Genomic DNA, 25,307 nt, shown 5'->3' on the forward strand with positions numbered 1-25,307 from the left:
CTTATAACTATTTTACCCATTATTTACGTTTTCAATTATATTAGAATAAACCAATTCCTTGAAGCCAATTTGTAACTTGCTGTTTATCAAAATCACTCATTGCTGCAAATCCAGAAAGAACTGTTGATTTGGGACATTCTTTTTCAATGTTTATTTTGATTTGTCCAATCCCTCCACCACCGTGAGTACAAAATGGAATAATAGTTTTTCCTTGAAGGTCAGCATTTCTTAAAAAACTTAATATAGGCGGAGCAAATGATTTAAACCAATTAGGTGTTCCTAAAAAAATGTACTCATATGGTTCAACTGATTCATTTCCAGATAGTAATTTAGGACAGTATCCTCTCTCAACTTCATTCCTTACTTCCTTTGTTGCTGTATTGTAATTAAAGGAATATGCTTTTTCAGGAACTAATTCCCTAATATCTCCTCCAGTTTGTTCTGCTATTTCCCCTGCTAATTTTTTTGTTGTATTAGAAAAAGAATAAAACACTACTAATATATTGCTCATTTTTACCTCCCAAGTTTCTTATCTTTCCTTAAAATATAACATATCCACTAGAATTAAGTCTTAAAATTTCACTAACTTACCACTAAAATATTTTTTTGTAAGATCAATAACCCTATTTTCCCAGGAATTTTTTTCGAATATATGGTTTGCACCTTCTACAAGTTCAAGAGAAGTATTTTCTCCATACATTTCTAGGTACCTTTCAGAGGTACTAAGTGGAACTATTTCATCAGAAGTTCCATGAATTATTAGAGATTGCTTGTTATAAGCTGACGCTCTATCAAATATATTCACCTTTTTAATATCCTCTAAAAATTTCTTTCCCAGTAATAATCCTTCTACATCATAGATTCCCTTTTCCATAATCTCATCATACTTATCTCCAATGTACGTATCAGACAATATAATCTGCTCCATATTTCCAGCTGGTGCCCATAAGCATAGAGTATTTATTTCATCTTTTCTATCCCCTGCAATAACACTTGCTATCGCTCCTCCCATACTGAAGCCAAGTATTGATATCCTATCTTTATCAACAAACTCAAGTGTTTTCACATAATCTAAAATTACATTAGCATCATAAACCTCATTACTAAAGGTCATATCAACAAATTCTCCATCACTTTCACCTGTTCCTGCAAAGTCAAATCTTATAGTAGCTATCCCCAACTTTTCTAATTCCCTTGCTAACTTCACAAATATGAAATGAGGCCCCATTTTATTTCCGCAAAACCCATGGTATATTACAACAATAGGCAATTTTTCTCTAGCCTCAAGTGGCATATGCAGTACACCTCTTAATGTTAAGCTTTTACTTTTTATTTCAACTGACTTCTGCATAATAATCTTCCCCCACATACAAATATTTTCCTAGTAATCATATATATTTAGTATATGTTTTTGCTATGCTTTTGTCAATATATTAAAATGGGCCATTAAATTTCATCATTTTATCAATGTACTTTCGAAGTTAAATTCAATCCAACTACTCCTACTATTATTAGTAAGATACATAATATTTTACTAATATTAACTGGCTCTTTAAATACTAAAATTCCTATTGTAACTATTAAAACTATGCCTACAGCAGACCATATAGCATATGCAACTCCTATATCTATCTTCTTTAGTGCAAGTGTAAGCATACTCAAACTTAGGATATAGAAAACCATCATTACAATAGCATATTTAAAATCACTAAATCCTTTAGACTGCTTCATAAAAGTTGTTCCAGAAACCTCAAATATTATAGCTAAAATCAAGTAAATCCAACTCATTAAAGTTCATCTCCCATATTTTCAATTACATTTTCAAGTAAACTATCCAGTTCAGTAATTTGCTTACTGTCTAGTTTTTTAGTTATGGTATCTGCTATTCTTTCATAAATCCTATTATCTCCCTCAATTATTTGCAAAGCTTTATCTGTAAGCTTTAAATAGTAAATCCTTTTATCTTCCTTGGATTGCACCTTTGTAATAAGCTCGCTTCTTGAAAGCCTTTTAACTAGAGCTGATATTGCAGGTTTTGTTAGTTTAAGTTTATCTGCGGCCTCACTCATTTTAGGATTTTTAAGCTCGTGAATCATAGTTAAGTAATAGTAGTCATTCATATTAAAATTACTGATTTCTGCTTCTGACAAAGCATTTTTTATATTTTTAATAGACTTTTCCCACATATAATTAGCGATAACCGCAATTTTTTCTTCAAGCATAATATACCTCCAAATAAAAAATGGTTAAAAGCATTTAATTAAATACTTTTAACCATTTTATCAATTATACAAAATAAAATCAAATTTATACTGCCTTATCTTTTAACTTGTCTAAATCACTTTTTGATTTTTTTTTACTATTATAAAATCTAAAAGCTGTTATTATAACTCCCATTAAACAGAACACACCTGCAGCGATGTACACCCATTTCATTCCATACATAAACACATCGTCTCTACCTTTTATATAATCAACTACTCTGTGACCCATTTTACTGCTCATTCTATTATATAGAAGAAGTGTTGCAAAAGATGTACCAACAACAAAGCCTAAATTTCTTATTAGAGCATTAACGCTTCCTGCAATTCCAAGTTTGTTACGAGGTACCGTAGACATAACTAAACTATTGTTAGGCGCTTGAAACATTCCATTTCCTATTGTCATTATTACTATATATGTCATTAAAAGTGCTACTGGTGATGCTGCTGTCAAAGTACTTATAAGAAATAATCCAACACTTGTTAAAAATAATCCTATTAGTGTTAAAATTTCAGAACCTATTTTATCTGAAAGATATCCGCTAAAAGGTGCCACTATAGATAACACTACAGGAGAAACCACCATAAAAATTCCAGTCATAGCAGCAGAAAATTTTAACGTATCTTGAAAATAAAATGGAAGTATTATATTTGAAGCACTAATAGCTGTAAATGATGTAAACGCACATATAACACTAACTGAGAATAAACTGTTTGAAAATATACTTAAATCCAATAAAGGTTGCTTCTTTTTTATTTCTATAATCAAAAATGCTGCAAGAGCTAAGAAAGAAACTATAAATGCTAAAATAATATATATATTGCTGTATCCTACTGTTTCACCTTGAACTAAAGCTCCAAATAATAATACTGTAAATACTGTAAATAAAACCGCTCCAGTAGTATCTAATTTTTCATCTAACTTATCATTTGTTTTAGGAAAAACTTTAATACATAATATAAAAACTACTATTCCTATTGGTATATTTATTAAGAATATATACTCCCAACTTGCGAGAGATATTATAAGTCCTCCAAGTGGCGGTCCTATCATTGCTCCTAATGCTACAAAAGTTCCAAGTAAGCCTAGGGCTCTTCCTCTTTCATTTGGTGGAAAGGTTTGAGTTATAATTCCTTGGTTAGTTGCCATAGTTGCTGCTGCTCCTATTGCCTGTATTACTCTAGCTACTACAAGTACTACAAGAGAACTTGTAAAACCGCATAAAAGAGATCCCAAAGTAAAAAGAATTACTCCAAACTTAAATACCTTCGTTTTACCTATTATATCCCCAAGTCTTCCAAATATTAAAATCGTTGCTGCTACTGTTATAAGAAAGCTTGTAACAACCCACTGAATTGATGCTCCACTAACATGAAGCTTCAAAGTCATATTAGGAAGTGCTACATTTACAATGCTTCCATCGAGTGTTGCCATAAGTGTTGCAGATAGTACTGTGATTAAAATTATCCATCTTTTTTTATATAATTCATTTTGCGCTGTATTCACGCTTTTTTCACCCTTTCACAACATTTCTTTCTGTTTTCTTTTGCATTATTTAAAACTTTTTCTAAAAACTTTATTCCCGTCTCTATTTCTTCTTGGCTACTTCCTTCAAGCAAAATATCAAGTAATTCACCTATTACCTTAAAAATTTTAGGTATTACTTCCCTACCTTTGTCTGTCAAATAAAGCTTATATGCTCTTATATCATCTTTATTTTCTACCTTAGTTATGTATCCAATTTCTATAAGCTTTTTTATACTTCTTGCAGACATGGCTTTATCAACACTTAACTCTCTACTTATATCATTTTGACTTATTCCTTCAACATGACTTAATCTAAGTAAATAGGGATATGTTCCTACTGTTAGTTCTAGTTCTCTCAGCCTTTTATCAAGAAAAACCTGATTACATCTATATAAGCTATTAGTTAGTCTTACTAAATTGTTTAAATCTATCTCCATATTCTCTCCTTCCATAAAATAAATTATCACAATATAGTTGATTAGTCAACCATATGAAAACATATACATAAAAAAACAGCAGATAATAAAATATTACCTGCTGCAAAAATAAATTTAATATATCATAATCTTACTTTATTGAACCTTCCACCATTCCACCAATAATTCTACGTTGAAATATTATATATACAATTATTATTGGAACTATTGATGATATATACAGTGCAAACATTGGACCATAATTCATTTGATTTGCTGCCACGTAATTGTATTGAAAAAGAGTAAGTGTCCAATTTCCATTATCTCCTCCAAGTATCAAAAATGGCAGTAGAAAGTCATTCCATATCCAAAGTGCATTCAAAATTATTATTGTGGCATTTATAGGTTTTAAAAGTGGAAACACTATTTTTAAATAGGTCTTTAATCTTCCACATCCATCTATTGATGCTGCCTCCTCAAGCTCTAGTGGAAGATTTGCCTTCATATATCCTATATACAAAAACATAGTTTGAGGAATAGACAAAGAAGCATATATAAACATCAGTCCTATTTTATTCATAGCATGTAAATGGGCTGCAACTGTTGTTAGCGGAAGCATAAACACTTGGAAAGGCACAAACAATCCAAGTAAGCAGAACATATATATAGTCTTAAAAAGTTTACTATTTTTACTTCTAACTATCGCATAGGAGCCTAAAGGAACAATTAATAAAATTAAGATAACTGAGAACACTGTTATCTCAATGGTATTTAAAAAATATCCAAAGAATCCAGAATTAAAAACTGTTATATAATTTTCACTAAAAAAAGATCTTGGAAAACTAAAAAAATCTGCGATAGTATCTGCTCCTGTTTTAAAAGAACCTATTAGAGTTAAATAGATAGGCAAAAATATAAAGAAAACCGCTCCTAGTGCCAATACAATATAAGTTAATATATTTGCTTTTGATTTATTATTTTCCACAATACTTTTCATCACTGTTCCACCTCATATCTACTTGAAACTTTTATTTGAACCAATGAAAGAATTATTATAATAATAAATAGTAGTGTTCCCATTGAATTTGCATATCCAAACCTGAAGCTGCTTACTGCATCATTATATAAAAGCAGCCCTATAGACTGCGTATCAACGCTTCCGTAAGTTAAAGCAACAATTTGATCAAATGCTAAAAGCCCAGATTTTAAAGCTAGAATGAATACTATACTGAGCGTAGGAAGTAAAAATGGAAGCTTTATTTTGAAAAATACCTGCATAGGTGTCGCACCATCAACAGAGGCTGCTTCAATTATATCTCTAGGTACGCTCATAAGACCTGCTAAGAATAACAGTATTGGAAGCGCTACTCCCTGCCAAAGCATTACAAATGCTATTGCAATAAATGCTCCTGTGTGATTAGATAATGGATTTAGCTTAAAAGGATTTATATTGAATGCATTCCCAACTTCAGGAATGCCGTATTGAAATATTTGACTAAATATTAAGCTTACAGTCATTCCACTAAGTACTGCTGGAAAGAAATATGCTGTTCTGAAAAAGCTATTAAATTTTATTTTTCTTTCTAGGAGAATCGCAATGCCAAGACCTATTATAATTTCAAATACTATCAACACAATTGTGAGCTCTACAGTAAAAGATATACTCTTTGAGAAATCGTTATCATTAAATAGCCCTATATAGTTCTTTAACCCTATAAAACGCTTAACCTTAGATAACCCATCCCAATTTGTAAAACTAATAAATATCCCTTGAATTAGTGGATACATAAAGAATATTAAATACAATATAGCCATTGGCAATACAAATAATAACCTCCAGTACCTATTTACAAACCTAGAAATTCCACTTTCTTGAACAGAAGAATTCATAATTTCCCCTCCCAAATTTAATTCTCATCTGCCATTCTTTTTTCAACATCAAAATATTGATTTAAACTGTTATATAAATCATTTTTGTTCTTTGTTATCATGAAATTTATAGTTAATGTCTGTATTGGACTTTCACCCTGCTTCCAATACTGATGTATCCATGGTACATGATGCTTTGGATCAGTATAAAGTTTTTCTATTCCTTCTAGTTCTGGTGTTCTCCCTTTAGTCTTTACTCCTTTTACAGAGGTTTTATTTCCATCAACATCATAATATTTTTGAAATACCTTTGGGCTTGTTAAATAATTCAAGAATGCTTCTACAGCTTTCATGTTTTTAACGTGATTACTTACCGATAATGATAAATCTGCTGTAGAAATTATGGCTTGATTGTCATCTGTAGTACCTGGAAATGGCATAGTTTTTATTTTATCTTTAGGCTTTGCCTGCCTTATTAAAGGAAGTGAAAAAGTTCCTGCTGGAAAGATAAGTCCTTGTTCTTTAACCAATGCTGTTATTGCATCTGCTGCTTTTGCTGTGCCATAATTGCTTTGTGAATTATCTGCAACAAAAGTTAATATATCAGATACCTTATTAAATGCTGAATCATAGCCATTGGCTTCATTCATTGATAATTCTTTTCCTGAAATCTTAAGTTCATATTTTCCAACCTCACCTTTAGGAGAATTTAGAAAATACCTATTTGCGCTATCAGTGCTTCCAAGCACCTGCTGCCACAAAGCTTCATGCATACCATGAATTAAATATGGATCTGACCCACTTAAAGCAAATAAGGAAAGTTTATTTACTCCTCCTTTTTTATCCTGATTAACCTTACTCGCTAACTTCTCCATGTCCTGCCAGGTTCTTGGCAAATATTGACCATTTTTATCTTCATCCTTTTGGCTCTTTCCATAAAGCTCTGGTTTATCGTATCCATACTTGTGAAACAAAGTTTCGTTATAATACAAAGCTTCACATGAAAAGCTTAAAGGGAGCGTATAATAGTGCTTTTTTCTAAGTTTGTCCTTTACTTCATACATATCTAACGCACTCTTGTCTATATTCTTAACACAAGAAAGACTTGTTACATCTCTAAGTTTTCCTTCCCTTTGGAATATATTATAAGCGGTTTGTCCTGGATAAACTTGAAATATATCCGGTGCAACATCATTTCTAACCCTATCATTTATTATAGTTGCAGCTTTTGATGGCGACTCAACCTTCACTTTATATCCCGTTTCTTTTTCAAAATCTGAAGCTATATCTTGAAAAGTATTAAGCATTTCAAATTTTTCTACAAAAAAATCAACATCATAATCATCATTTTTTATAGAAACGCACCCTACAGTACTAAAAATTATACAAGTTATAATAGAAAATAAACATAATTTTTTGAGCCATCCCATTATTTTTTACCCCCTATTTCACTAGTTAAATTAAATCGTTTACATAAATGATTTTAAGAAGACTTTCCTCAATAAGTCTCCTATGCTTTTTCTATCATCTATTAAAATACAATACTATTTATATTTACCTGTGTTTACTAATTTCAAATTACATCTTGTTCAATTAAAAATGCTTTTTGTATAGGCAATAAAGCCGCTCCTAAAATTGAGGAATTCCTTTTAAGCCTAGATGGGAATAGCTTAAAATCACCTCTATTATAAAACTCATTTTCATCGAAAATTTTATCCTTAAGACTATCTAAATAAACATCAGAATATCCACTTATTTCTCCCCCTAGAACTATATAATGAGGGTCAAAAATTAGAACTATATTTTGTATACCTGATGCAAGATTGTTTAAGTAATTATTTAGACATTTCTCTGCAACTTTATTTTTTATCATTATTAGATTAAAAAACTGCTCTAACTTAGTAACCTTTACATCACTTAATTCATTAAATTCATCTAAAAGAGCTTTTTGAGATGCATACATTTCCCAGCACCCTTTTCTCCCACATCTGCACAGTTTTCCATGAGGAACTAAGGTCATATGACCCATTTCTCCAGCTCTCTTGTTCTTTCCCTTATAAAGCTGTCCCTCAATCACTATTCCAGTACCTAATCCGCTTGAAACTGATATATAGACAAGATTTCTCTCCTCTTTTGCTATACCTATTTTTAGCTCTGCAAGTGCTGCAGCGTTTGCTTCGTTTTCAATAAATAGAGGAAATTGAAATAGGTTTTCAAACAATTTAAAATCCCAGTCCTTAACTCCTATATTGATAGCTCTTTTGAGTACTAGATTTTCCTCATCAACTGTTCCTTGAAGTGAGAATCCAATTCCAAGTACCTTCTTCTCATCAATCTTTGTAAACTCCAGAGCCTCTTTAACTATAAGCGATATCCTTTTCATTATAGATTTAATATCCTTAAGCTCTTCTATTAAAAACTCAACATCATACTTAATTTCTAAGTCAAGATTAGTTAAAACTACTCTTGCCATATATGGATTTATATCTACACCAAAAGCATATCTACTATTTGGAATAAAGCTCACTATTATAGGTTTCCTTCCCCCTGTAGAGCTTGCTACTCCTGATTCTTCTACAAAGCCTTCTCTTATAAGTTCATTCACATTGGATATTACTGTTGGAACACTTACACCAATCTCATTTGATATATCAAGTTTAGTAAGCTCTCTTTTTCTATATAACAAGTTTAAAATTTTACCCTTATTGGAATTCTGGTCTATATCAAACATATCGCACCAACCTTAATCACTAGTATTTTACTTTACCTTCATATTGTACCATATACTATATCCCCACAAAAGCCTTTATAAAGTTGTTTTATAAAGTATATATACTATGTATATTTTTTCTTATATAGTTTTAATACAAAAATGAAGTAAAGATATCAATTATATATCTTTACTTCACTTACGTTATGCCTCTTTTTTTATATTTTTAAACATCTCAGAATAGCAATAATTCATAATATCGCTTCTTTTTATTATGCCTATAAATACATTATTATCATCAACAACAGGAACAAAATTTTGACTTACAGATTTTGATATAAGATCCTCAATATCAGAATCTATATGCACAGGTCTATTATTCATGTGTCTCGGTATATCCTTAATTGAAACCTTATTTGTCGTTTGAAAATCAATCTCCGGAGTATTTTTTAATTTCCACAATAAATCGCCTTCTGTTAAAGTTCCTATATATTTCCCATTATCATCTAATATAGGAATTGCCGTATATCTATGATATTCCATCCTCTCTAGTGCTTGTCTCATAGTAGAAGTTATTTTTTCATATATAACCTCGTTCTTAGGAGTTAAAAAAAATGCTATATTCATAGATTTAAACCTCTTTTCTTTTTAATTACCCTGCCCATATAACATATACATTGTTAAATATTTTACTAGAAATATATTCCCCCTCCTATTTATAATACAGATTAATTTTTTCACTGAAATAAACGATTTTTAAACTTTATATGAATATTGAATTACCATTTTTACAGTTCAATTTTATGTTATCATAGTTATATTAAAAGTCCAACATTAATTTTTAAAAATAATCCGCTATAAATTAAGGCGTATCTAATAAGACTTAATTTATAGCAGCTACCTATTTCACTAGCATGTAAGATAATTCTTTATATGTATCTAATTATTTTAGTCTCCTATTTTGTTAAATAATACAAACTCAAATCAACTTTCCCATTATCAGCTTTATATCCGCTTATCTTTAAAGGCGATATGGATTCTTTTTTTACACTAATGCTGTTATCTTCTATACTTATATAATCGGAATTAATCCTTTTTAGTATATCCGGATAATAGCTTTTGGGAACTAAAATTCTACCTACATAAACACTCTTTAGTGTAAATTTAATGCTTTCGTCCTCCATTGAAGGAACAAAATTAAATATAACCTGAGTTGGAATAAAATCAATTATATTTGTATTTGCATAAATTTTTATTTGATTATTATCAACAGTGGTTTTTAACCCTGTTAATTTAATTTGATTCTTTACATAACTGTATAAGATATTATTTAAATCATCTTGGCCTAAAGTTACACTTGTATTTATTCTGTTATTTGTAATACTCATCTTAGGATTTAATTGTGTAATCTGATGATTTATACTTCCCTTGTTTTGTGGTAGTGATATTTGTTCAACTGGTCTTATAGAATATAGTATCCATACAATTAAAAGGACTATTATTATAATTGGAATATTTATTTTTGTTCTTTTCTTTAACACAGAACCCCTCCTTAATTATTTTTATGCTAAATATTGTAATTTATTACTTTTTATGTTAATATCTATGAATGAAATCAATTTGCGAGGTGAAGTATTTTGAAACGTAATTTTATGAAATCTATCATAGAAACATTATCTTTCAATAAAAGAGCCATTTCTATTATTATAGGTCTTTGCATTATATTTACAGGCTCGATTTTCATTTCATCATATCATAAATCTAGAAATATTACAGCAACTAATTTATCTACTTCTAAACATAAAGCACAAAAACCTAAACCGACAAAAAAAGAAAATGAAAAAACTGAAGTTAAAGATACTCAATCAAAAACACAAGTTGTAGCTGCTACAGCTTCTGCCCAGAATACAAGTAAATCCCAAAGATTATATACAAATAAAACAAGACTTATAGATAAACTCCCATTAAAAGATAGCGGTCAAGCTATTATCGTTGAAACCCCTAATGAATCTAGTACAGCTATGAAACTTTTCACCTATGAAAAAGATAATTCTAATACCTGGCGTTTAAAACTAACCACAAAAGGTGTTGTTGGCGTCAAAGGTATCAGTTTAAATAAAAAAGAAGGAGATCTTAAGACCCCTGAGGGAATCTTTGGCTTTCTGTTTGAATTTGGAAGTGCTCCAAATCCAGGCACTAAGATGGAATATAAAAGAACACATCCTGGTGATTATTGGTCTTCTTCACGTACTATAAAGGAATATAACACTTGGGTAACCTATAAAGGTTCTCCTGAAACCCGCTTTGGTCATGGAAACTACCAAAATCTTTATACAACTTCATCATACAAATATGCAGCAGCAATCAATTATAATTATGGAACTAATAAAATTATTGGAAATGGGTCAGCCATATTTTTTCACATAGCACCACGAAATGGAGGTGGAACTCCTGGATGTGTAGGAATTCCAGAAACATCTCTTGTACAAATTTTAAAATGGATGGATCCAAGCAAAAATCCAAAAATAGCAATTGGAACAGCCAAATACTTATCTAGTCTCTAAAATTTTTACAGCTTATTGCTTAAGCTTCCCTTAGGCAATAAGCTCTTATTATTATATGAATGCACTTCAACTCTATACTTATCACAAAAATTCCTATTTATTATTATTTTACATGTAAATAATTTATATACATCTTATATTAACTATGATTTATTTTGATTTTTAATAAATAAAGATTTTGCCGAACTAAAATCAGTTTTGCAAAATCCTTATTCATGCACTTTATTCATCAATCAATCTATAGCCAACTCCAACCTCTGTATAGATATACTCAGGCTGAGCTGGATCCTTCTCTATTTTTCTTCTTAGGTTAGCCATGAATACCCTAAGGGACTGGTTTTCATTGCCTACTGATGCTCCCCATATTTCGTTTATTATAAAATTATGAGTTAAAACTCTTCCTGAATATTTACATAGTAAGAACATTATTTTATACTCTATTGGCGTTAAATGAACTTCTTTCCCATTAACAGAAACTCGTCTTTTCTCAAAGTCCACAGATAAATTCTTTACTTTAAAAAAATCAATAGACTTATCTTTTGCCTTTCCTGCATTTACATGTCTTAACGATACCCTTATCCTAGCAAGAAGTTCTCCTATACCAAAAGGCTTTGTAATATAGTCATCTGCCCCCTTGTCAAGTGCTTCAACCTTTTGACGCTCATTTTCCCTTGCTGAAACAATTATTATGGGCACCTTAGACCATTCCCTTATTTTTCCTATAACTTCAATACCATCGATATCAGGAAGACCTAAATCTAACACTATTAAATCCGGACTATTAGCCATAGAAAGTGCAATAGCCTCATTTCCCTTATCTGTTTCGCTATATTTATAGCCTTGTGTTGAAAGTGCTGTAGTTATAAAATTTCGTATAGGTTTATCATCTTCTACAACGAGAATATAAGGTTTATTATCCATCTTAACGCCTCCACTATAACTCTTTAGGAATATTGAACTTAAAGATAGCTCCTCCACTACCTTTGTTAACAGCCTCTATTTTTCCTCCATGAGCTTCTACTATAGACTTACAAATAGCCAGTCCAAGTCCTACTCCTCTCCTTGAATCTGATATTTTGCTTCCATTTGTAAAAAATCTATCAAATATATTAGGAAGTATATCCTCTGAAATACCCTGTCCTTCATCTATTATTTCAAAAACAACATCCTTCTTTTTTTCGTAAACCTTAATTTCTATAGTAGAACCTTTAGGTGAGAACTTTGAAGCATTATCTAAAAGATTTATTATAACTTGTTCAATTAAGCTTCCATCCATCGATACCATTATAACATCTTCTGGCACACTTACTTTTATCTTATGATTTTTGAAGTATTTAGAGCTTCTTTGCACTGCTTCGGAAACAACCTCTTCCACTAACTCCACATCTTTTTTTATTTTTGTATTCCCCTCATCAAACTTTGTCATACTAAGCAAATTCTCAATTAATCTTATAAGCCATTCAGTATCTTCATATATTCCATTTATAAGCTCCTGTTTTCTCTTTTCATCTATAAGTTCTCCATTTTCAAGTATAGTACTTGCCGCTCCCTTTATACCTGCAAGTGGACTTCTTAAATCATGTGAGATTGATCTTAAGAGATTGCTTCTAAGCCTTTCACGCTCTATTTCAACTTTAGATTTTTCTTGTTCCTTTGAAAGTATCTCTCTATCGAGGGCAATAGCTATTTGACCTGTAACTGTATCAACCACAGCCTTTTTTTGAGGTCTTAAAGGACCACTTGGACACGATACACCTATTACTCCAAGTACTTTATTTTTAATTTTTATAGGAATGTAGTACCCTTTTGCTCTATAAAAAGTACTTGTTCCACATCCAGATTCTTTTCCATTTAAAAAGGTCCAGTAGGCAGCAGCATTTTCATCCTTACTCATGATGATTTCTTCCTTGGCTCCTTTATCCTTTTTATATACAAATGGTGTTGAAAGCTTATTACTAGTGTCTGCCAAATAGCATATTACATTTCTATTAACTAATCTTGATATATACTTTATACCTATGGACACAACCTCGGAGGTTCCAACAGCACTCAATAGCTTACCACTTACTATATACAAAGTTTGAGTCCTTTTTTCCCTCATATTAGAATCTTGAGCTTCCTTTTGCACCTTATTAGTAAGACTTCCAATTATGAATGCAACAATCATCATTATTGGAAAGGTAACAAGATAGCTTTTATCATAAACTATAAAAGAATTTTTAGGTTCAGTAAATCTATAATTGAACACTAATACAGCTGCTATGGATGATATTATCCCCATAATTTGCCCTTTAGTTGCCATATATACAATTATTACACCAAGTATAAATATCATTATAACATTGACATCCTTAAAGCCCATGTAACTAAAAAGTTCAGCTATATCTGTAGTAATTGCCATAATTATTATTGCTTTTAATACATCCTTAACTGATCCTTTATGCTGAATACTTATTTTTGATAAAATACTATTTTTGTGATCTCTATAATAAGATGAATTCGGTATCATATAGACATCTATATAAGAATTTGAATCCATAAGCTTATCTACTACATCCTTAGCATAAAAATGCAGGAGAGTTCCTGTTCTTTTATGATTTTTTCCTATTACTATTTTAGTAGTGTTTCTAAGCTCTGCATATCTTATTATTTGGTCTGCAACATTTTCTCCATGAACAGTAACAAGTTCCCCACCTAAAAGCTCCACCAGATTAAAATTTGCATTGAGGGTTTCCTTATCTGCTTTACCTAAGCTTCTACCAGTATCAACATAAAGTGCTATCCACTTTGAATGGTAGGATTCTGCCATCCTTGCAGCAGTTCTTATTATTCTTGCCGAAGATGGTGAGGTTCCTATACACGCAAGTATTTGATCTGAGGTTGCCATTACTGTAATTTGACCCTTTGATAATCTTGCAATTTCTATTTCAAAATTAACTCTATCCGCAGTTCTTCTAAGGGCAATTTCTCTTAATGCATATAAATTATTCTTAGTAAAAAAATTATTGAATGCCCTTTTAACCTGCTCTTTCCTATATATCTTACCGTCTGTAAATCTCTTTAAAAGCTCATCTGGTTCTATATCTATTAATTCAACCTTATCTGCATCATCAAATACCTTGTCTGGAATAGTTTCTCTTACTGAAACATGAGTTATATTTGCAACTATATCATTTAAGCTTTCTATATGCTGAACATTTAAAGTGGTGTACACATCAATTCCTGCATCCAAAAGCTCCTCTATATCCTTCCATCTTTTTTTATTCCTTTGACTTTTTGCATTAGTATGCGCTAATTCATCTACAAGAATTATTTCAGGCTTTCTTAAAAGCGCTTTATCTACATCAAATTCCCTTAGTATAACTCCTTTATAATCTATATTTTTTACTGGTATCTGTGGAAGCCCCTTTGTAAGTGACATTGTATCCATCCTTGCGTGAGGCTCTATATACCCTATAACTATATCCTTTCCAAGTTCTTTCATATAGTGAGCAGCTCTAAGCATTGCATAGGTTTTACCTACACCCGCTGCATAGCCAAAAAAGATTTTTAATTTGCCTCTATTCTTATTTTTTTCTTCCTTATCTATTTTGTTTAAAAGATAATATGGATCAGGTCTTTCGTAGTTGATATCCATATAAATTCCCCCATTTTAATATGGGTAAACCGCTCAACTATTATGACAGCTTACCCATAGATTACACTACTTTTTATAATAAATATCATTCCCCAGCTTTAATGAGTTCCCCTTGAAAATGCCTTTAATAACACTTTTACCTACATAATTATATTTATTATCAATCCTTATTTTTATCCTATTATCTACTACAAGATACTTTGCTTTTGTAGAGAAAACATCTCTATATTCATTATTTATAATAGTACAGTTGTCATCATTATTATTCAATATTAAAATCACATTTCCTCTTTTTGATAAATACTTTCCTGAATAAGGATTGAATCTATATTCCCTTAAACTTCTAAATAAATAATAGCTAATTGAACCTACTATAAACAATAAAACAACTACAAAAGTGAATTTTCTCATTATTACTCACCTATTTTACTATTCTTTAGCATTGAAGCTACCTCAAGATTAACCTTAAGAACATTTACTCTTTCCTCTCCAAGTACTCCCAAAGTCCTACCTTCTGTACATTTTTTTATTATTTGTTTAAGTTTACTTTGGCTTATGCCTGTTGCCTTTGATACAGAAGGCACTTGAATTTCAGCTGCTTTAGGGCTTATATCTGGATCTAATCCAGAGCCCGAGCTAGTTAAAAGATCTGTAGGTATCTCATCCTTCTTCACTCCTGGATGAGTTTTTAAGAAATCATCTATATCCTTTTTAACCCTATTTTTTAAATCCTTATTGGATGGAGCTAGGTTCTGTGAACCAGAGGCCACTTCATCCTTATTTGAGTCATTTTTAGTGTAGGTATTATAATTTACAGAAGAAACTCTTCCTCTAAAAAATCTTTTATCCGTAAAGTTTTGTCCTAAAAGAGCAGAGCCAACCTCCTTACCCTTAAAGGTAACTATGCTTCCATTTGCTTTATTATGAAAAACTGTCTGCCCTACTGCCGTTATAAAAAGTGGATATATAAGTCCACATATTATTATTAAAACAATACCTAATCTAAGAGCACTTTTAAAATATTTCATCAATTAAACCATGCCTCCTTCTATCCTAAATTAAGGATTCTAACCATTGGGGTTATTATCATATCAATTATCTTAATTCCAACAAACGGAACTATAATTCCACCAAAACCAAATACAATCATATTTCTTAAAAGAAGAGCTTCTGATTTCATAGGTCTGTACTTTACACCCTTCATTGCAATAGGTATTAATGCCGGTATTATTATCGCATTAAATATAAGTGCCGATAGTATTGCACTATAAGGAGTAGACAGGTGCATTATATTCATTAGCTGCATTTTTGGTATTGCTATTGTAAATATAGCTGGTATTATAGCAAAATATTTAGCAACATCATTTGCTATACTAAAGGTAGTAAGCGCCCCTCTTGTTATTAAAAGTTGCTTTCCGATTTCTACAACCTCAAGCACTTTTGTAGGATCCGAATCCAAATCTACCATGTTAGCAGCCTCTTTAGCTGCGGTTGTTCCACTATTCATTGCAAGACCAACATCTGCCTGAGCAAGTGCTGGTGCATCGTTAGTTCCATCACCTGTCATTGCAACAAGTTTTCCTTCGTCCTGTTCCTTTTTTATAGCTTCTATCTTATCTTCAGGTTTACACTCAGCTATAAATCCATCCACACCAGCTTCCTTTGCTATAGTTGCGGCTGTTAAAGGATTATCCCCTGTACACATTATTGTCTTTATACCTATTTCCCTAAGCCTTTCAAATCTCTCAACTAAGCCTGGCTTTACTGTATCCTTAAGATATATAACTCCATAAATTTTATTATCAACACATACTACAAGTGGCGTTCCTCCAAGCTTTGCTACCTTGTTTACAGCTTCATCTAAATCTTTAGGAATAACTCCTTTTAACTCCTGTACTCTTTTCTTTATGGCATCATATGCTCCTTTTTTAACTGCAGTTCCATTTTCTAGCTTTATTCCGCTCATTCTTGTTTGAGCTGTAAACTCTTCAAATTCTATACTCTCATATTTTTTAGTATCTATTGTTATACCTAACTGTTTTCCAAGTTCAACTATTGACTTACCCTCAGGGGTATCATCTTTTAAAGAACACATAACGGAGTAATCTATTAATTTTTGTTTATCTGCACCTCCAACCGTTATAAAATCAGCTGCTAGTCTATTTCCATAGGTTATAGTTCCTGTTTTATCAAGAATCATTGTATCAACATCACCACAAGCCTCTACTGCTTTTCCTGACATTGCTATTACATTAAATCTTGTAACTCTATCCATTCCTGCTATACCTATTGCTGATAAAAGTCCTCCTATGGTTGTTGGAATAAGACAAACTAAAAGTGCTATCAAGGTTGACATAGGAATCTTTACACCTGTGTATGTTGCCATAGGGTAAAGTGCAACCAAGACAATTAAAAATATCAAAGTAAGACTAACAAGTATTGTATTAAGTGCAATTTCATTAGGAGTTTTTTGCCTTGAAGCACCTTCTACAAGATTAATCATTTTATCAAGGAAGGATTCTCCTGGTGTTGCTGTTATTTCAACCTTTAACCAATCGCTTACAACCTTTGTTCCTCCTGTAACTGATGCAAAATCTCCTCCTGGCTCCTTCATAACAGGTGCTGATTCTCCTGTTATTGCTGATTCATCTACAGATGCAACTCCGTCAACCACTTCACCGTCGTTTGGTATTACATCTCCATTTTCTACAAGAACTACATCACCCTTTTTAAGCTCATTTGCATTTATAGTTTTTATACTACCATCTTTTCCTATGAGCTTTGCTATTGTATCCTTACGGGTCTTTTTAAGTGCATCTGCTTGAGCTTTTCCGCGTCCTTCAGCTACAGACTCTGCAAAATTAGCAAATAGCACCGTTATAAATAAAATGATTGTTACAATTAAGTTATATACTCTTAAATTGTGTCCCTTATCTCCAAATATACTTGGAAAAATGGTTAATAAAATTGTAACGAAGAATCCAACCTCAACCACAAACATAACCGGATTTTTCATCATATATTTAGGGTTTAATTTTTTAAAAGACTCAATTATGGCTTCCTTTAATATATCCTTTGTAATAAATTTTGACTTTTTACTTTTCATAATGACCTCACCCCTTATGCTTTATAGCGTTAGATACTCTGAAATAGGTCCAAGTGCAACTGCTGGAAGAAATGTAAGTGCTCCAATTATAACTATAATAACTATTAACGTTACAGTAAAAATAGTGTTGTCGGTTTTAAAGGTTCCTTGCGTTGCCGGTACTGCTCTTTTAGCCGCAAAAGAACTTGCTACTGCTAAAAGTATTATTATAGATAAATATCTTCCTAGAAACATAACCACACCTGCTGAGACATTCCAAAACATCGTGTTATCTATAAGCCCTTCAAATCCAGAACCATTATTAGCTGCTGAACTGGTAAATTGATATAAAACTTGTGTAAGTCCGTGAAAACCTGGATTCGATATTCCTGCTAGTCCCTGTTTTGTTGTAAGCGCCAAAGCTGAAGACATTAATATTAAAAATGGATGCACAATTATAGCAAAAGCTACTAGCTTTATTTCTTTGCCTTCAATTTTCTTATTCAAAAACTCTGGAGTTCTTCCTACCATAAGTCCGCAGAGGAAAACTGTTAAAATGGCGTACATTATCATGTTCATAAAGCCAACTCCAACGCCTCCAAAAATTACATTTAGCATCATATTTATAAGAGGTACAGCTCCTCCAATTGGTGTTAGCGAATCGTGCATATTATTAACCGCTCCACAGGAGGTATCCGTTGTGACTGTGGTAAATAAACTAGACCCTGCTATTCCAAACCTCTCTTCTTTCCCCTCCAGGTTTCCCATGCTCTGACTTAAGCCTATACGTGAGAGTGCTGGATTTCCTGCTTTCTCAGCGGAAAAACATATAGCTGCTCCTGCTAAAAGTAGTACCATCATAGCTGCAAATATGGCTACTGCCTGTTTTTTCTTTTTTATCATGTGTCCAAAACATACTACCATTGATCCTGCTAGTAAAAGCAGGGTTATTATCTGCACTGAATTGGTAAGCGGTGTTGGATTTTCAAAAGGATGAGATGAATTAGCACTAAAAAAGCCTCCCCCATTTGTTCCAATAAGCTTTATTGCTTCAAGGCTTGCAACTGGACCAAGTGGAATATTTTGAAGCTTTCCTTCTATTGTCGTAACTGTCTTATTTGCCGAAAGTGTTTGTGGTACTCCCTGTCCAATATAAAATATAGCGACAATTATAGATAGAGGAAGTAATATTCTTGTTGTAATTCTTACAAGATCAACATAGAAGTTTCCTAATTTCTTCTTGCCTGAAAGTGCTCTTATAAATGCTAATGCAACTGCTATTCCTGTTGCAGCAGCAAAGAACATAAAAAATGTAATTACTATCATTTGCGATAAATAAGAGGCTCCAGTTTCTCCTGCATAATCTTGCAGATTTGTATTAGTTAAAAAGCTTATTATTGTGTTAAAGGTGAGTCCTTGTTCCATTCCCTTTACATGATTAGGATTAAAAATACCTACTGCTTGAATTCTTAAAATTATATACCCTATAATTGCTGGAACTGCATTACACATTAAAAGTGCAAAAATATATTGCTTCCAGTTCATTTCCTCTTCTTTTTGTATACCTGAAAGCTTATATATAAAGCCATCAATCTTATCTAATACTGGATCTAATAAAGTTTTTTTGTGCTCTGAAACCTTGTACATATATCTTCCTATAGGTATACAAAGAAGTACGAACACAATAAGAATAATTGCTATTTGTAATATTTCCATATCTTAACCTCCTCGTTACCTAAAATTTTTCAGGATTAAATAATGCATAGCACAAATATATAAATAGAAAAATGATTATAATAGCTAAAAGTATCATATTGAATCCCCCTTAAAAACTACTTCTTATTTATGGTTCCTTCACACCAGTTTATAAAATACCTTAAAAATAAAAAGCCTAGAACTATTAATACTAGAAAAATAACATCAAGCATATCTATCCCTCCTCTTATCGCTTATGCCTTCATCTTAACACCATATATATAAAATTTGAGTTAAGATTTTAAGAGCAGGTGTTAAGAAAGTATAAAGATTTCAAATGATAATGTTTTCAAGCTTTTACGCAAAAAAGAGAAGATAAAATTCCACTTTATCTTCCCTTGATATTTCATTTAATTATTAAAAACTATTCTTGTTTCCCAGGAAATATATTATCTCTGTGCAAATTAAGAAGCTCTTACATATATCTTTCAGGTTTATTAAATAACAAAACAAGTTTTTATTCCCAATTTTAAAATATAATACTATAATTATTGTATATAAACTATACATTTATATTAAGTACCGTATACCTATGAAAAGCTTTTTATCAATATAAAAAATATTTAATTATCAAGGAGATAAATTATGAAAAGAAAATACTTGTTGCTTTTAACCCTTCTTTTAACAATTTCATTTACATTTGGATGCAGTTCTTCTGACACTCCAAAAGCCTCTTTTGAAAAATACATAAATGCTTGGAATAAAAATGACTATAAAACCATGTATAGTATCTTGAGTACAGATAGTAAAAAATCTATTTCTCAAAAAGATTTTGTATCAAGATACGAGAATATTTACGATGGTATCGAATTAAACAAAATCTCTGTTATGCCAGAGTATCCAAGCTCCTATAAGAAAGATTCCAAGGGAAATGTACCTATCCCCTTTAAGGTCACAATGAACACAGTTGCGGGCAAAGTAACCTTTAATGACACTGCTTCTTTTAAAGAATCCAATAATACTTGGTATTTAAATTGGAGCAGCGAAATGATTCATCCTGATTTAAAAAAAGGATATAAAATAAGAATTGAGAAAACTCCTGCTAAAAGAGGAGAAATCAAAGGTACAAATGGTTCATATCTAGCTCAAAATGGATATATAGAGAATGTTGGTATAGTTCCTAATAAATTTACTGGAGATACTGAAGCTTCAAAAAAGCAGATTGCAGATATTTTACAAGTAGATGTTAACAGCATAAGTAAAAAGCTTTCAGCCTCTTATGTTCAGCCAGATATGTTTATATCAATTGCCAAATTATCTACAGATGATACGGACAAGATGTCAAACCTCTTAAAAATACCAGGGATAATGATTACTAAAACACCTGCTAGAGTTTATCCTCTGAAAGAAAAAGCTGCAATGCTGACAGGCTATGTTCAAAACATAAGTGCAGATGAATTAAAAAAGCTCAAAACTAAAGGTTATAGCAGAGACAATGTAATTGGAAAAGCTGGTCTTGAAAAAATATATGAGAAGCAGTTAAAAGCAACTGATGGAGCTGAAATTTACATTGATAGTAATTATGATAAAAAAATTAAAACCATAGCTAAAAAAGCTCCTAAGAACGGAAAAGATGTTAACTTAACTATAGATACTAATATACAAAGTTCATTGTACGATGAATACAAAGCTGATTCCGGAGCTTCTGTTGCATTAAATCCAAAAACTGGAGCAGTTCTCGCTCTTGTAAGTGCTCCTTCTTATAACCCTAATGATTTTGTTTTAGGTATGCCTAGTGATAAGTGGAACGCACTTCAAAATGACGCTAATAAACCTCTTTTAAATCGCTTTAAGACTACCTTTGCACCTGGTTCAACCTTTAAACCAATAACAGCAGCTATTGCCCTTGATGCTGGAAAATTAAATATAGATGAAGATAAAAAAATCTCAGGATTAAAATGGCAGGAAAACAGCAGTTGGGGAAATTATTTTGTCACAAGGGATGAAGCTTACTCAGAACCTGCTAATCTTGTAAATGCTCTTGTGCACTCAGATAATATATACTTTGCTAAAACAGCTCTTGCTATTGGAAAGGACGCCTTTTTATCAGAAACAAAGAAGCTTGGTATTGGACAAAATCTGCCTTTCGAATATGGACTTGAAACCTCAAAAATAACCTCAAACGGTTCAATAAAAGATGATATTCAACTAGCAGATTCAGGCTACGGACAAGGCGAAGTTCTTATGAATCCAGTACAGCTTGCTTCAATTTATACCGCATTTGTAAACAATGGAAATATAGTTGCGCCTTATTTAAATTCTGATAAGGGAACTCAAAGCAAGGTTTTAATAAAGGATGCTTTTAAACCTGATACTATAAATACCATAATAAATGATCTTACACAAGTTGTTTCTAATCCAGAAGGTACAGGCCATGGTGCATACATGCCTGATTTACCTCTTGCAGGTAAAACTGGAACCGCAGAGATAAAGAAATCTCAAACAGATACTACAGGAACAGAAAATGGATGGTTTATAGCTGTAAATCCAAGCAATCCAAAGCTTTTAGTACTTGAAATGTACGAAAATGTAAAAGGAAAAGGCGGCAGTGGTTATGTTGTACCTAATGTAAAATCAATATTTCAGCAATTCGGTAAATAGTAAAATAGAGTTTTAGCACTTGGTGCTAAAACTCTATTTTTTATGCGATATACAGCTTGAAAAGCTAATTTTTACTAGGGCTGAGGTGTACAATTAATGTATTTAACATTAGTGGTATTTGAGCTTGCCCATGGTGTATTGCCACTGTTAACAAATTTAACTCCTGTAAAAGTACTATCTTGAAGATAATTTATAGATGCTCCCTTTTTACAATAATTTAATGTAATATTGTTTAAACTTAAGTTTGCATTATATTGTGATGGAAGAGCATTAACCCATATTCCGTAGCCTCCAGCTTTTTTACACATTATATTAGATAAAGTTACATCATGAAAATATCCAGGTACTGGTGCAGGATTATCAACATCTGTAAGACCGTAATTGCTATCAAAAGATATTGCATCATTTACAATGTTCTCCATAGTAACATCTCTTACTGTTATATTTCTAGCTCCTCCGCCTATCTCTTTACTTGTTTTAAACCTAAGTCCTATATTAGTTCCATTGAAATCGCAGTCTTCAACTGAAACATTTTGAATCCAGGCTCCAGTATAACTACCAAAAACTACTCCTCCGTGTCCACGTCCAGTATTAGAATTAAATATTCTTATATTATTATCAGGAATATTCTCTTTTACTGCATCAGCCCCATATCCAGCATTAAGGTTTATACAGTCGTCTCCGTTATCAAAATAGCTATTGAATATGTTTGCTACACTAGTATTAGCTATATCTATACCATCTGCGTTGTGTATACCATAGGTTTTAACTGAAATCCCATCTACTGTTACATTTTTACTATAGCTTATAAATATAGAGTGCTCTGATGGATTTACTATATTAACTCCACCAAGATAAAGACCTGTTACCCCTTTTGCTGTTATTAAATCGCCTCTTGCCTTATCTCCCTTTAAGTTTGTTTGAGCTTGTCCTAGCTTAGTGAGTTTTCCACTTGTATAGGTTCCTCCGCTCACTGTGCCATTTCCGTATATTTTAACGTTAGAAATACTTCCATAGTTAGTTGTATAGGCATTTATTAAACCCATATAGTTGCTCGTAGTATAATATGGAAACCTCTTACTTGTAAATGCATAATCATTAACATTATCGCTGCCAAGAAGTGTTCCATCTATTCTAAGTGACATATTACTCTTTAAATAAATTGCTCCTGATAGGAAAGTTCCCTGTGGAATTACAACAGTGCCTCCGTCTGTACAAGCATTTATTGCAGCTTGAATCTTATCAGTATTTAAAGTTTTTCCATCTCCCACTGCTCCATATTTGGTTACATCAAAAATTTGAGAGGTTGGTGTAGTGCTTTGTGTTATTACTGAACTATCTTCAGACTCTGTACTATCTGAATACTTAGCTCTAACCTTAAATGAATACGCTGTATTAGGCTTTAAATTTGTAACCGTATAATTTAGCTTCTTTGTATTAGCAGCTAAAGAATTATTTACGTACACATCATAACTTACAACCTTCGAGTAGTCAGTTGGTTTGTCCCATATTAACGTAATAGAACTATCTGAATAACCTAAATCAGGAACGATAACATTTTGAGGTACATTACTAGTATCAGCAGCTCTAACAATTTTCCCGTTAACGTTAACAAATAAAACGTTAAATAACAACGCAGTGGCAGCTAATATTGCTTGTAATTTATATTTCCCTAACATTCTAAATTCCTCCTTTAATTTGGTACTGTAACTACATTTTACTAACTATTAATTTCTCATTCAAGTTCTTTAAAAATGACATAGTTTTATTACTATAAGAATACCTTTACTTAACTATGCCATACGTATTCTTTCTATTCTGTTAATCCTTTTTCCTTACTTTTTTCTAGGATTTTTAGGAAACCATCCCTTTTGTACTCTCTTCTCCTGCTCAAATATCTCTTTAATACTCCATATACAAGTAGCCCCAATTATGCCCATTATTGCAGCTGCTACAGTTTGCTTTTGAAATAGAGATATTATTATAAAAATAATCCCTAAAATCAAAAACAATGGCCATATATTTTTTGTTAGATAATACTCCAATTTAATTACAATAGGATGAAATATTCCTATAATAAAAAATGAAATTGCCGCAATTATAATCCCCTCAAAATTCATAAAAACTCCCCCTCTATAAATTTCGCCAAATATTTTTCTTTAATCTACCTACAGAAAACTCTCCTCCATGAGCCGGATATACCTTTTTAACTCCCACTTTTATCATTTTGTCCCAACTTTCATAGTACTGTTTCTTATCCATGATAAAAATAACACAATTCTTAGTACCACAGAGTTTAAGCATATTGGCAGCTGCATCCCCTACAAAACAATCTCCATCTTCAAATAATATAGAAATTGAATCAATAGTATGTCCTGGAGTTTCAATAATCTTTCCAGGCAAATCTATGCCAAGCTCCCTTAAAGTAACCTCTCCTGTAAAAATAATATCGTTATTTCTACTTTCATATGGTGGAAACTTAAGATTATTTTCTTTCTTTACTCCCAAAACCTTTGAAACATACATATTCTTATATCTAATTAAAAACTCTATTCTTTTATTTATAAGTCCTCCTCCGTGTGTTTGATCATTTTCCCCTACTTTAATAAGTTCGTTTGTTTTATCCGACATAACAACCCTAATATCTTTATTCTCACTTACCAATTTATTTAAAAATCCTACGTGATCATCATGATGATGCGTTAATATTACATATGAAATTTCATTAATTTTAATACCATTTTCCTTTAGTCTTTTGAGAAAAAGCTTCCAATCCTCTTTGTATCCTGTATCAATCAAAACATATCTATTTTCATTTATCCTCAAAAGGTAGTCATTGGTTACACTTAACTTTAACTTAGTTGTTATCATATAATCATCC

The 25,307-nt window shown here is 31.7% G+C and carries 24 protein-coding genes; 2 read left to right on the forward strand and 22 right to left on the reverse strand.

What is annotated here, in order from left to right; translation table 11 throughout:
- Positions 1 to 40: 40 nt before the first annotated feature.
- The 12 genes from CA_RS18845 to CA_RS18900 form a co-directional block, all read right to left on the reverse strand.
- Positions 41 to 511, reverse strand: a complete 471-nt coding sequence (locus tag CA_RS18845) for a flavodoxin (RefSeq protein WP_010966926.1) — start codon at positions 509 to 511, stop codon at positions 41 to 43.
- 60 nt (positions 512 to 571) lie between these two features.
- Positions 572 to 1,351, reverse strand: coding sequence for an alpha/beta hydrolase (locus CA_RS18850; RefSeq protein WP_014519087.1), 780 nt, complete (start codon positions 1,349 to 1,351; stop codon positions 572 to 574).
- A gap of 113 nt (positions 1,352 to 1,464) precedes the next feature.
- Entirely contained in the window at positions 1,465 to 1,788 is a 324-nt protein-coding gene (locus tag CA_RS18855) for a DMT family transporter (protein ID WP_010966928.1), read from the reverse strand.
- Positions 1,788 to 2,222, reverse strand: a complete 435-nt coding sequence (locus tag CA_RS18860) for a MarR family winged helix-turn-helix transcriptional regulator (RefSeq protein ID WP_013913631.1) — start codon at positions 2,220 to 2,222, stop codon at positions 1,788 to 1,790. The genes CA_RS18855 and CA_RS18860 overlap by 1 nt, the downstream gene beginning before the upstream one ends.
- Positions 2,223 to 2,307: 85 nt before the next feature.
- Complete coding sequence (locus CA_RS18865) at positions 2,308 to 3,768, reverse strand: MFS transporter (RefSeq protein ID WP_010966929.1); 1,461 nt, start codon at positions 3,766 to 3,768, stop codon at positions 2,308 to 2,310.
- Positions 3,765 to 4,226 (reverse strand): MarR family winged helix-turn-helix transcriptional regulator, encoded by a 462-nt coding sequence (locus CA_RS18870; RefSeq protein WP_010966930.1) that lies wholly within the window; start codon positions 4,224 to 4,226, stop codon positions 3,765 to 3,767. The genes CA_RS18865 and CA_RS18870 overlap by 4 nt, the downstream gene beginning before the upstream one ends.
- A gap of 130 nt (positions 4,227 to 4,356) precedes the next feature.
- Complete coding sequence (locus CA_RS18875; protein WP_010966931.1) at positions 4,357 to 5,202, reverse strand: carbohydrate ABC transporter permease; 846 nt, start codon at positions 5,200 to 5,202, stop codon at positions 4,357 to 4,359.
- Positions 5,202 to 6,095: a carbohydrate ABC transporter permease gene (locus CA_RS18880; RefSeq protein ID WP_010966932.1), complete on the reverse strand. Its 894-nt coding sequence runs from the start codon at positions 6,093 to 6,095 to the stop codon at positions 5,202 to 5,204. The genes CA_RS18875 and CA_RS18880 overlap by 1 nt, the downstream gene beginning before the upstream one ends.
- A 17-nt stretch (positions 6,096 to 6,112) precedes the next feature.
- Complete coding sequence (locus tag CA_RS18885) at positions 6,113 to 7,504, reverse strand: ABC transporter substrate-binding protein (protein WP_010966933.1); 1,392 nt, start codon at positions 7,502 to 7,504, stop codon at positions 6,113 to 6,115.
- A gap of 143 nt (positions 7,505 to 7,647) precedes the next feature.
- Positions 7,648 to 8,805 carry an ROK family transcriptional regulator gene (locus CA_RS18890; RefSeq protein ID WP_010966934.1) on the reverse strand — a complete coding sequence of 386 codons (1,158 nt, stop codon included), beginning with the start codon at positions 8,803 to 8,805 and terminating at the stop codon, positions 7,648 to 7,650.
- A 183-nt stretch (positions 8,806 to 8,988) separates the two neighbouring features.
- The gene (locus CA_RS18895) at positions 8,989 to 9,411 is read right to left on the reverse strand and encodes a CBS domain-containing protein (protein WP_010966935.1); all 423 of its coding nucleotides are present in this window, start codon (positions 9,409 to 9,411) and stop codon (positions 8,989 to 8,991) included.
- Positions 9,412 to 9,740: 329 nt separating this feature from the next.
- The gene (locus tag CA_RS18900) at positions 9,741 to 10,325 is read right to left on the reverse strand and encodes a hypothetical protein (RefSeq protein WP_010966936.1); all 585 of its coding nucleotides are present in this window, start codon (positions 10,323 to 10,325) and stop codon (positions 9,741 to 9,743) included.
- A gap of 96 nt (positions 10,326 to 10,421) precedes the next feature.
- On the opposite strand from CA_RS18900, the gene CA_RS18905 reads away from it, so the two are divergent.
- Positions 10,422 to 11,348, forward strand: coding sequence for a L,D-transpeptidase family protein (locus CA_RS18905; protein WP_010966937.1), 927 nt, complete (start codon positions 10,422 to 10,424; stop codon positions 11,346 to 11,348).
- A 222-nt stretch (positions 11,349 to 11,570) separates the two neighbouring features.
- On the opposite strand, the gene CA_RS18910 is transcribed toward CA_RS18905, so the two are convergent.
- From CA_RS18910 to kdpF, 7 genes are all read right to left on the reverse strand, one after another.
- Positions 11,571 to 12,269, reverse strand: a complete 699-nt coding sequence (locus tag CA_RS18910) for a response regulator (protein WP_010966938.1) — start codon at positions 12,267 to 12,269, stop codon at positions 11,571 to 11,573.
- Positions 12,270 to 12,282: 13 nt separating this feature from the next.
- Entirely contained in the window at positions 12,283 to 14,985 is a 2,703-nt protein-coding gene (locus CA_RS18915) for a sensor histidine kinase (RefSeq protein WP_010966939.1), read from the reverse strand.
- 66 nt (positions 14,986 to 15,051) lie between these two features.
- Positions 15,052 to 15,396, reverse strand: coding sequence for a hypothetical protein (locus tag CA_RS18920; protein WP_010966940.1), 345 nt, complete (start codon positions 15,394 to 15,396; stop codon positions 15,052 to 15,054).
- A 2-nt stretch (positions 15,397 to 15,398) separates the two neighbouring features.
- Positions 15,399 to 16,013, reverse strand: coding sequence for a K(+)-transporting ATPase subunit C (locus CA_RS18925; protein ID WP_043943629.1), 615 nt, complete (start codon positions 16,011 to 16,013; stop codon positions 15,399 to 15,401).
- A gap of 20 nt (positions 16,014 to 16,033) precedes the next feature.
- A complete protein-coding gene (gene kdpB / locus CA_RS18930) occupies positions 16,034 to 18,091 on the reverse strand; it encodes a potassium-transporting ATPase subunit KdpB (RefSeq protein ID WP_010966942.1) in 2,058 nt (685 codons plus the stop codon).
- A gap of 21 nt (positions 18,092 to 18,112) precedes the next feature.
- Complete coding sequence (gene kdpA, locus CA_RS18935) at positions 18,113 to 19,786, reverse strand: potassium-transporting ATPase subunit KdpA (protein WP_010966943.1); 1,674 nt, start codon at positions 19,784 to 19,786, stop codon at positions 18,113 to 18,115.
- Between the two features lie 19 nt (positions 19,787 to 19,805).
- Positions 19,806 to 19,883 carry a K(+)-transporting ATPase subunit F gene (gene kdpF / locus CA_RS20485; protein ID WP_077833587.1) on the reverse strand — a complete coding sequence of 26 codons (78 nt, stop codon included), beginning with the start codon at positions 19,881 to 19,883 and terminating at the stop codon, positions 19,806 to 19,808.
- Positions 19,884 to 20,410: 527 nt separating this feature from the next.
- Here kdpF and CA_RS18945 point away from each other — a divergent pair.
- Entirely contained in the window at positions 20,411 to 22,426 is a 2,016-nt protein-coding gene (locus tag CA_RS18945; RefSeq protein ID WP_010966944.1) for a penicillin-binding protein 2, read from the forward strand.
- A gap of 74 nt (positions 22,427 to 22,500) precedes the next feature.
- On the opposite strand, the gene CA_RS18950 is transcribed toward CA_RS18945, so the two are convergent.
- The 3 genes from CA_RS18950 to CA_RS18960 all read right to left on the reverse strand — a co-directional run bounded on the left by CA_RS18950 (position 22,501) and on the right by CA_RS18960 (position 25,297).
- The gene (locus CA_RS18950) at positions 22,501 to 24,105 is read right to left on the reverse strand and encodes a glycosyl hydrolase family 28 protein (protein ID WP_010966945.1); all 1,605 of its coding nucleotides are present in this window, start codon (positions 24,103 to 24,105) and stop codon (positions 22,501 to 22,503) included.
- Positions 24,106 to 24,261: 156 nt separating this feature from the next.
- Positions 24,262 to 24,546, reverse strand: coding sequence for a DUF4491 family protein (locus CA_RS18955; RefSeq protein WP_010966946.1), 285 nt, complete (start codon positions 24,544 to 24,546; stop codon positions 24,262 to 24,264).
- Positions 24,547 to 24,559: 13 nt separating this feature from the next.
- Complete coding sequence (locus CA_RS18960; protein ID WP_010966947.1) at positions 24,560 to 25,297, reverse strand: MBL fold metallo-hydrolase; 738 nt, start codon at positions 25,295 to 25,297, stop codon at positions 24,560 to 24,562.
- Positions 25,298 to 25,307 lie beyond the last annotated feature (10 nt).

Origin of the sequence: Clostridium acetobutylicum ATCC 824, from assembly GCF_000008765.1 — a bacterium.
Lineage (GTDB): Bacteria > Bacillota > Clostridia > Clostridiales > Clostridiaceae > Clostridium_S > Clostridium_S acetobutylicum.

Excerpts from the sequence above, each read along its gene's own strand:
- kdpB (WP_010966942.1), bottom strand. The coding sequence starts at position 18,091 with ATGAAAAGTAAAAAGTCAAAATTTATTACAAAGGATATATTAAAGGAA.
- CA_RS18920 (WP_010966940.1), bottom strand. The coding sequence starts at position 15,396 with ATGAGAAAATTCACTTTTGTAGTTGTTTTATTGTTTATAGTAGGTTCA.
- CA_RS18845 (WP_010966926.1), bottom strand. The coding sequence starts at position 511 with ATGAGCAATATATTAGTAGTGTTTTATTCTTTTTCTAATACAACAAAA.
- CA_RS18890 (WP_010966934.1), bottom strand. The coding sequence starts at position 8,805 with ATGTTTGATATAGACCAGAATTCCAATAAGGGTAAAATTTTAAACTTG.
- CA_RS18925 (WP_043943629.1), bottom strand. The coding sequence starts at position 16,013 with ATGAAATATTTTAAAAGTGCTCTTAGATTAGGTATTGTTTTAATAATA.
- kdpF (WP_077833587.1), bottom strand. The coding sequence starts at position 19,883 with ATGATACTTTTAGCTATTATAATCATTTTTCTATTTATATATTTGTGC.
- CA_RS18870 (WP_010966930.1), bottom strand. The coding sequence starts at position 4,226 with ATGGAGATAGATTTAAACAATTTAGTAAGACTAACTAATAGCTTATAT.
- CA_RS18950 (WP_010966945.1), bottom strand. The coding sequence starts at position 24,105 with ATGTTAGGGAAATATAAATTACAAGCAATATTAGCTGCCACTGCGTTG.
- CA_RS18875 (WP_010966931.1), bottom strand. The coding sequence starts at position 5,202 with ATGAAAAGTATTGTGGAAAATAATAAATCAAAAGCAAATATATTAACT.
- CA_RS18960 (WP_010966947.1), bottom strand. The coding sequence starts at position 25,297 with ATGATAACAACTAAGTTAAAGTTAAGTGTAACCAATGACTACCTTTTG.
- kdpA (WP_010966943.1), bottom strand. The coding sequence starts at position 19,786 with ATGGAAATATTACAAATAGCAATTATTCTTATTGTGTTCGTACTTCTT.
- CA_RS18855 (WP_010966928.1), bottom strand. The coding sequence starts at position 1,788 with ATGAGTTGGATTTACTTGATTTTAGCTATAATATTTGAGGTTTCTGGA.
- CA_RS18860 (WP_013913631.1), bottom strand. The coding sequence starts at position 2,222 with ATGCTTGAAGAAAAAATTGCGGTTATCGCTAATTATATGTGGGAAAAG.
- CA_RS18895 (WP_010966935.1), bottom strand. The coding sequence starts at position 9,411 with ATGAATATAGCATTTTTTTTAACTCCTAAGAACGAGGTTATATATGAA.
- CA_RS18945 (WP_010966944.1), top strand. The coding sequence starts at position 20,411 with ATGAAAAGAAAATACTTGTTGCTTTTAACCCTTCTTTTAACAATTTCA.
- CA_RS18955 (WP_010966946.1), bottom strand. The coding sequence starts at position 24,546 with ATGAATTTTGAGGGGATTATAATTGCGGCAATTTCATTTTTTATTATA.
- CA_RS18910 (WP_010966938.1), bottom strand. The coding sequence starts at position 12,269 with ATGGATAATAAACCTTATATTCTCGTTGTAGAAGATGATAAACCTATA.
- CA_RS18850 (WP_014519087.1), bottom strand. The coding sequence starts at position 1,351 with ATGCAGAAGTCAGTTGAAATAAAAAGTAAAAGCTTAACATTAAGAGGT.
- CA_RS18915 (WP_010966939.1), bottom strand. The coding sequence starts at position 14,985 with ATGGATATCAACTACGAAAGACCTGATCCATATTATCTTTTAAACAAA.
- CA_RS18880 (WP_010966932.1), bottom strand. The coding sequence starts at position 6,095 with ATGAATTCTTCTGTTCAAGAAAGTGGAATTTCTAGGTTTGTAAATAGG.
- CA_RS18885 (WP_010966933.1), bottom strand. The coding sequence starts at position 7,504 with ATGGGATGGCTCAAAAAATTATGTTTATTTTCTATTATAACTTGTATA.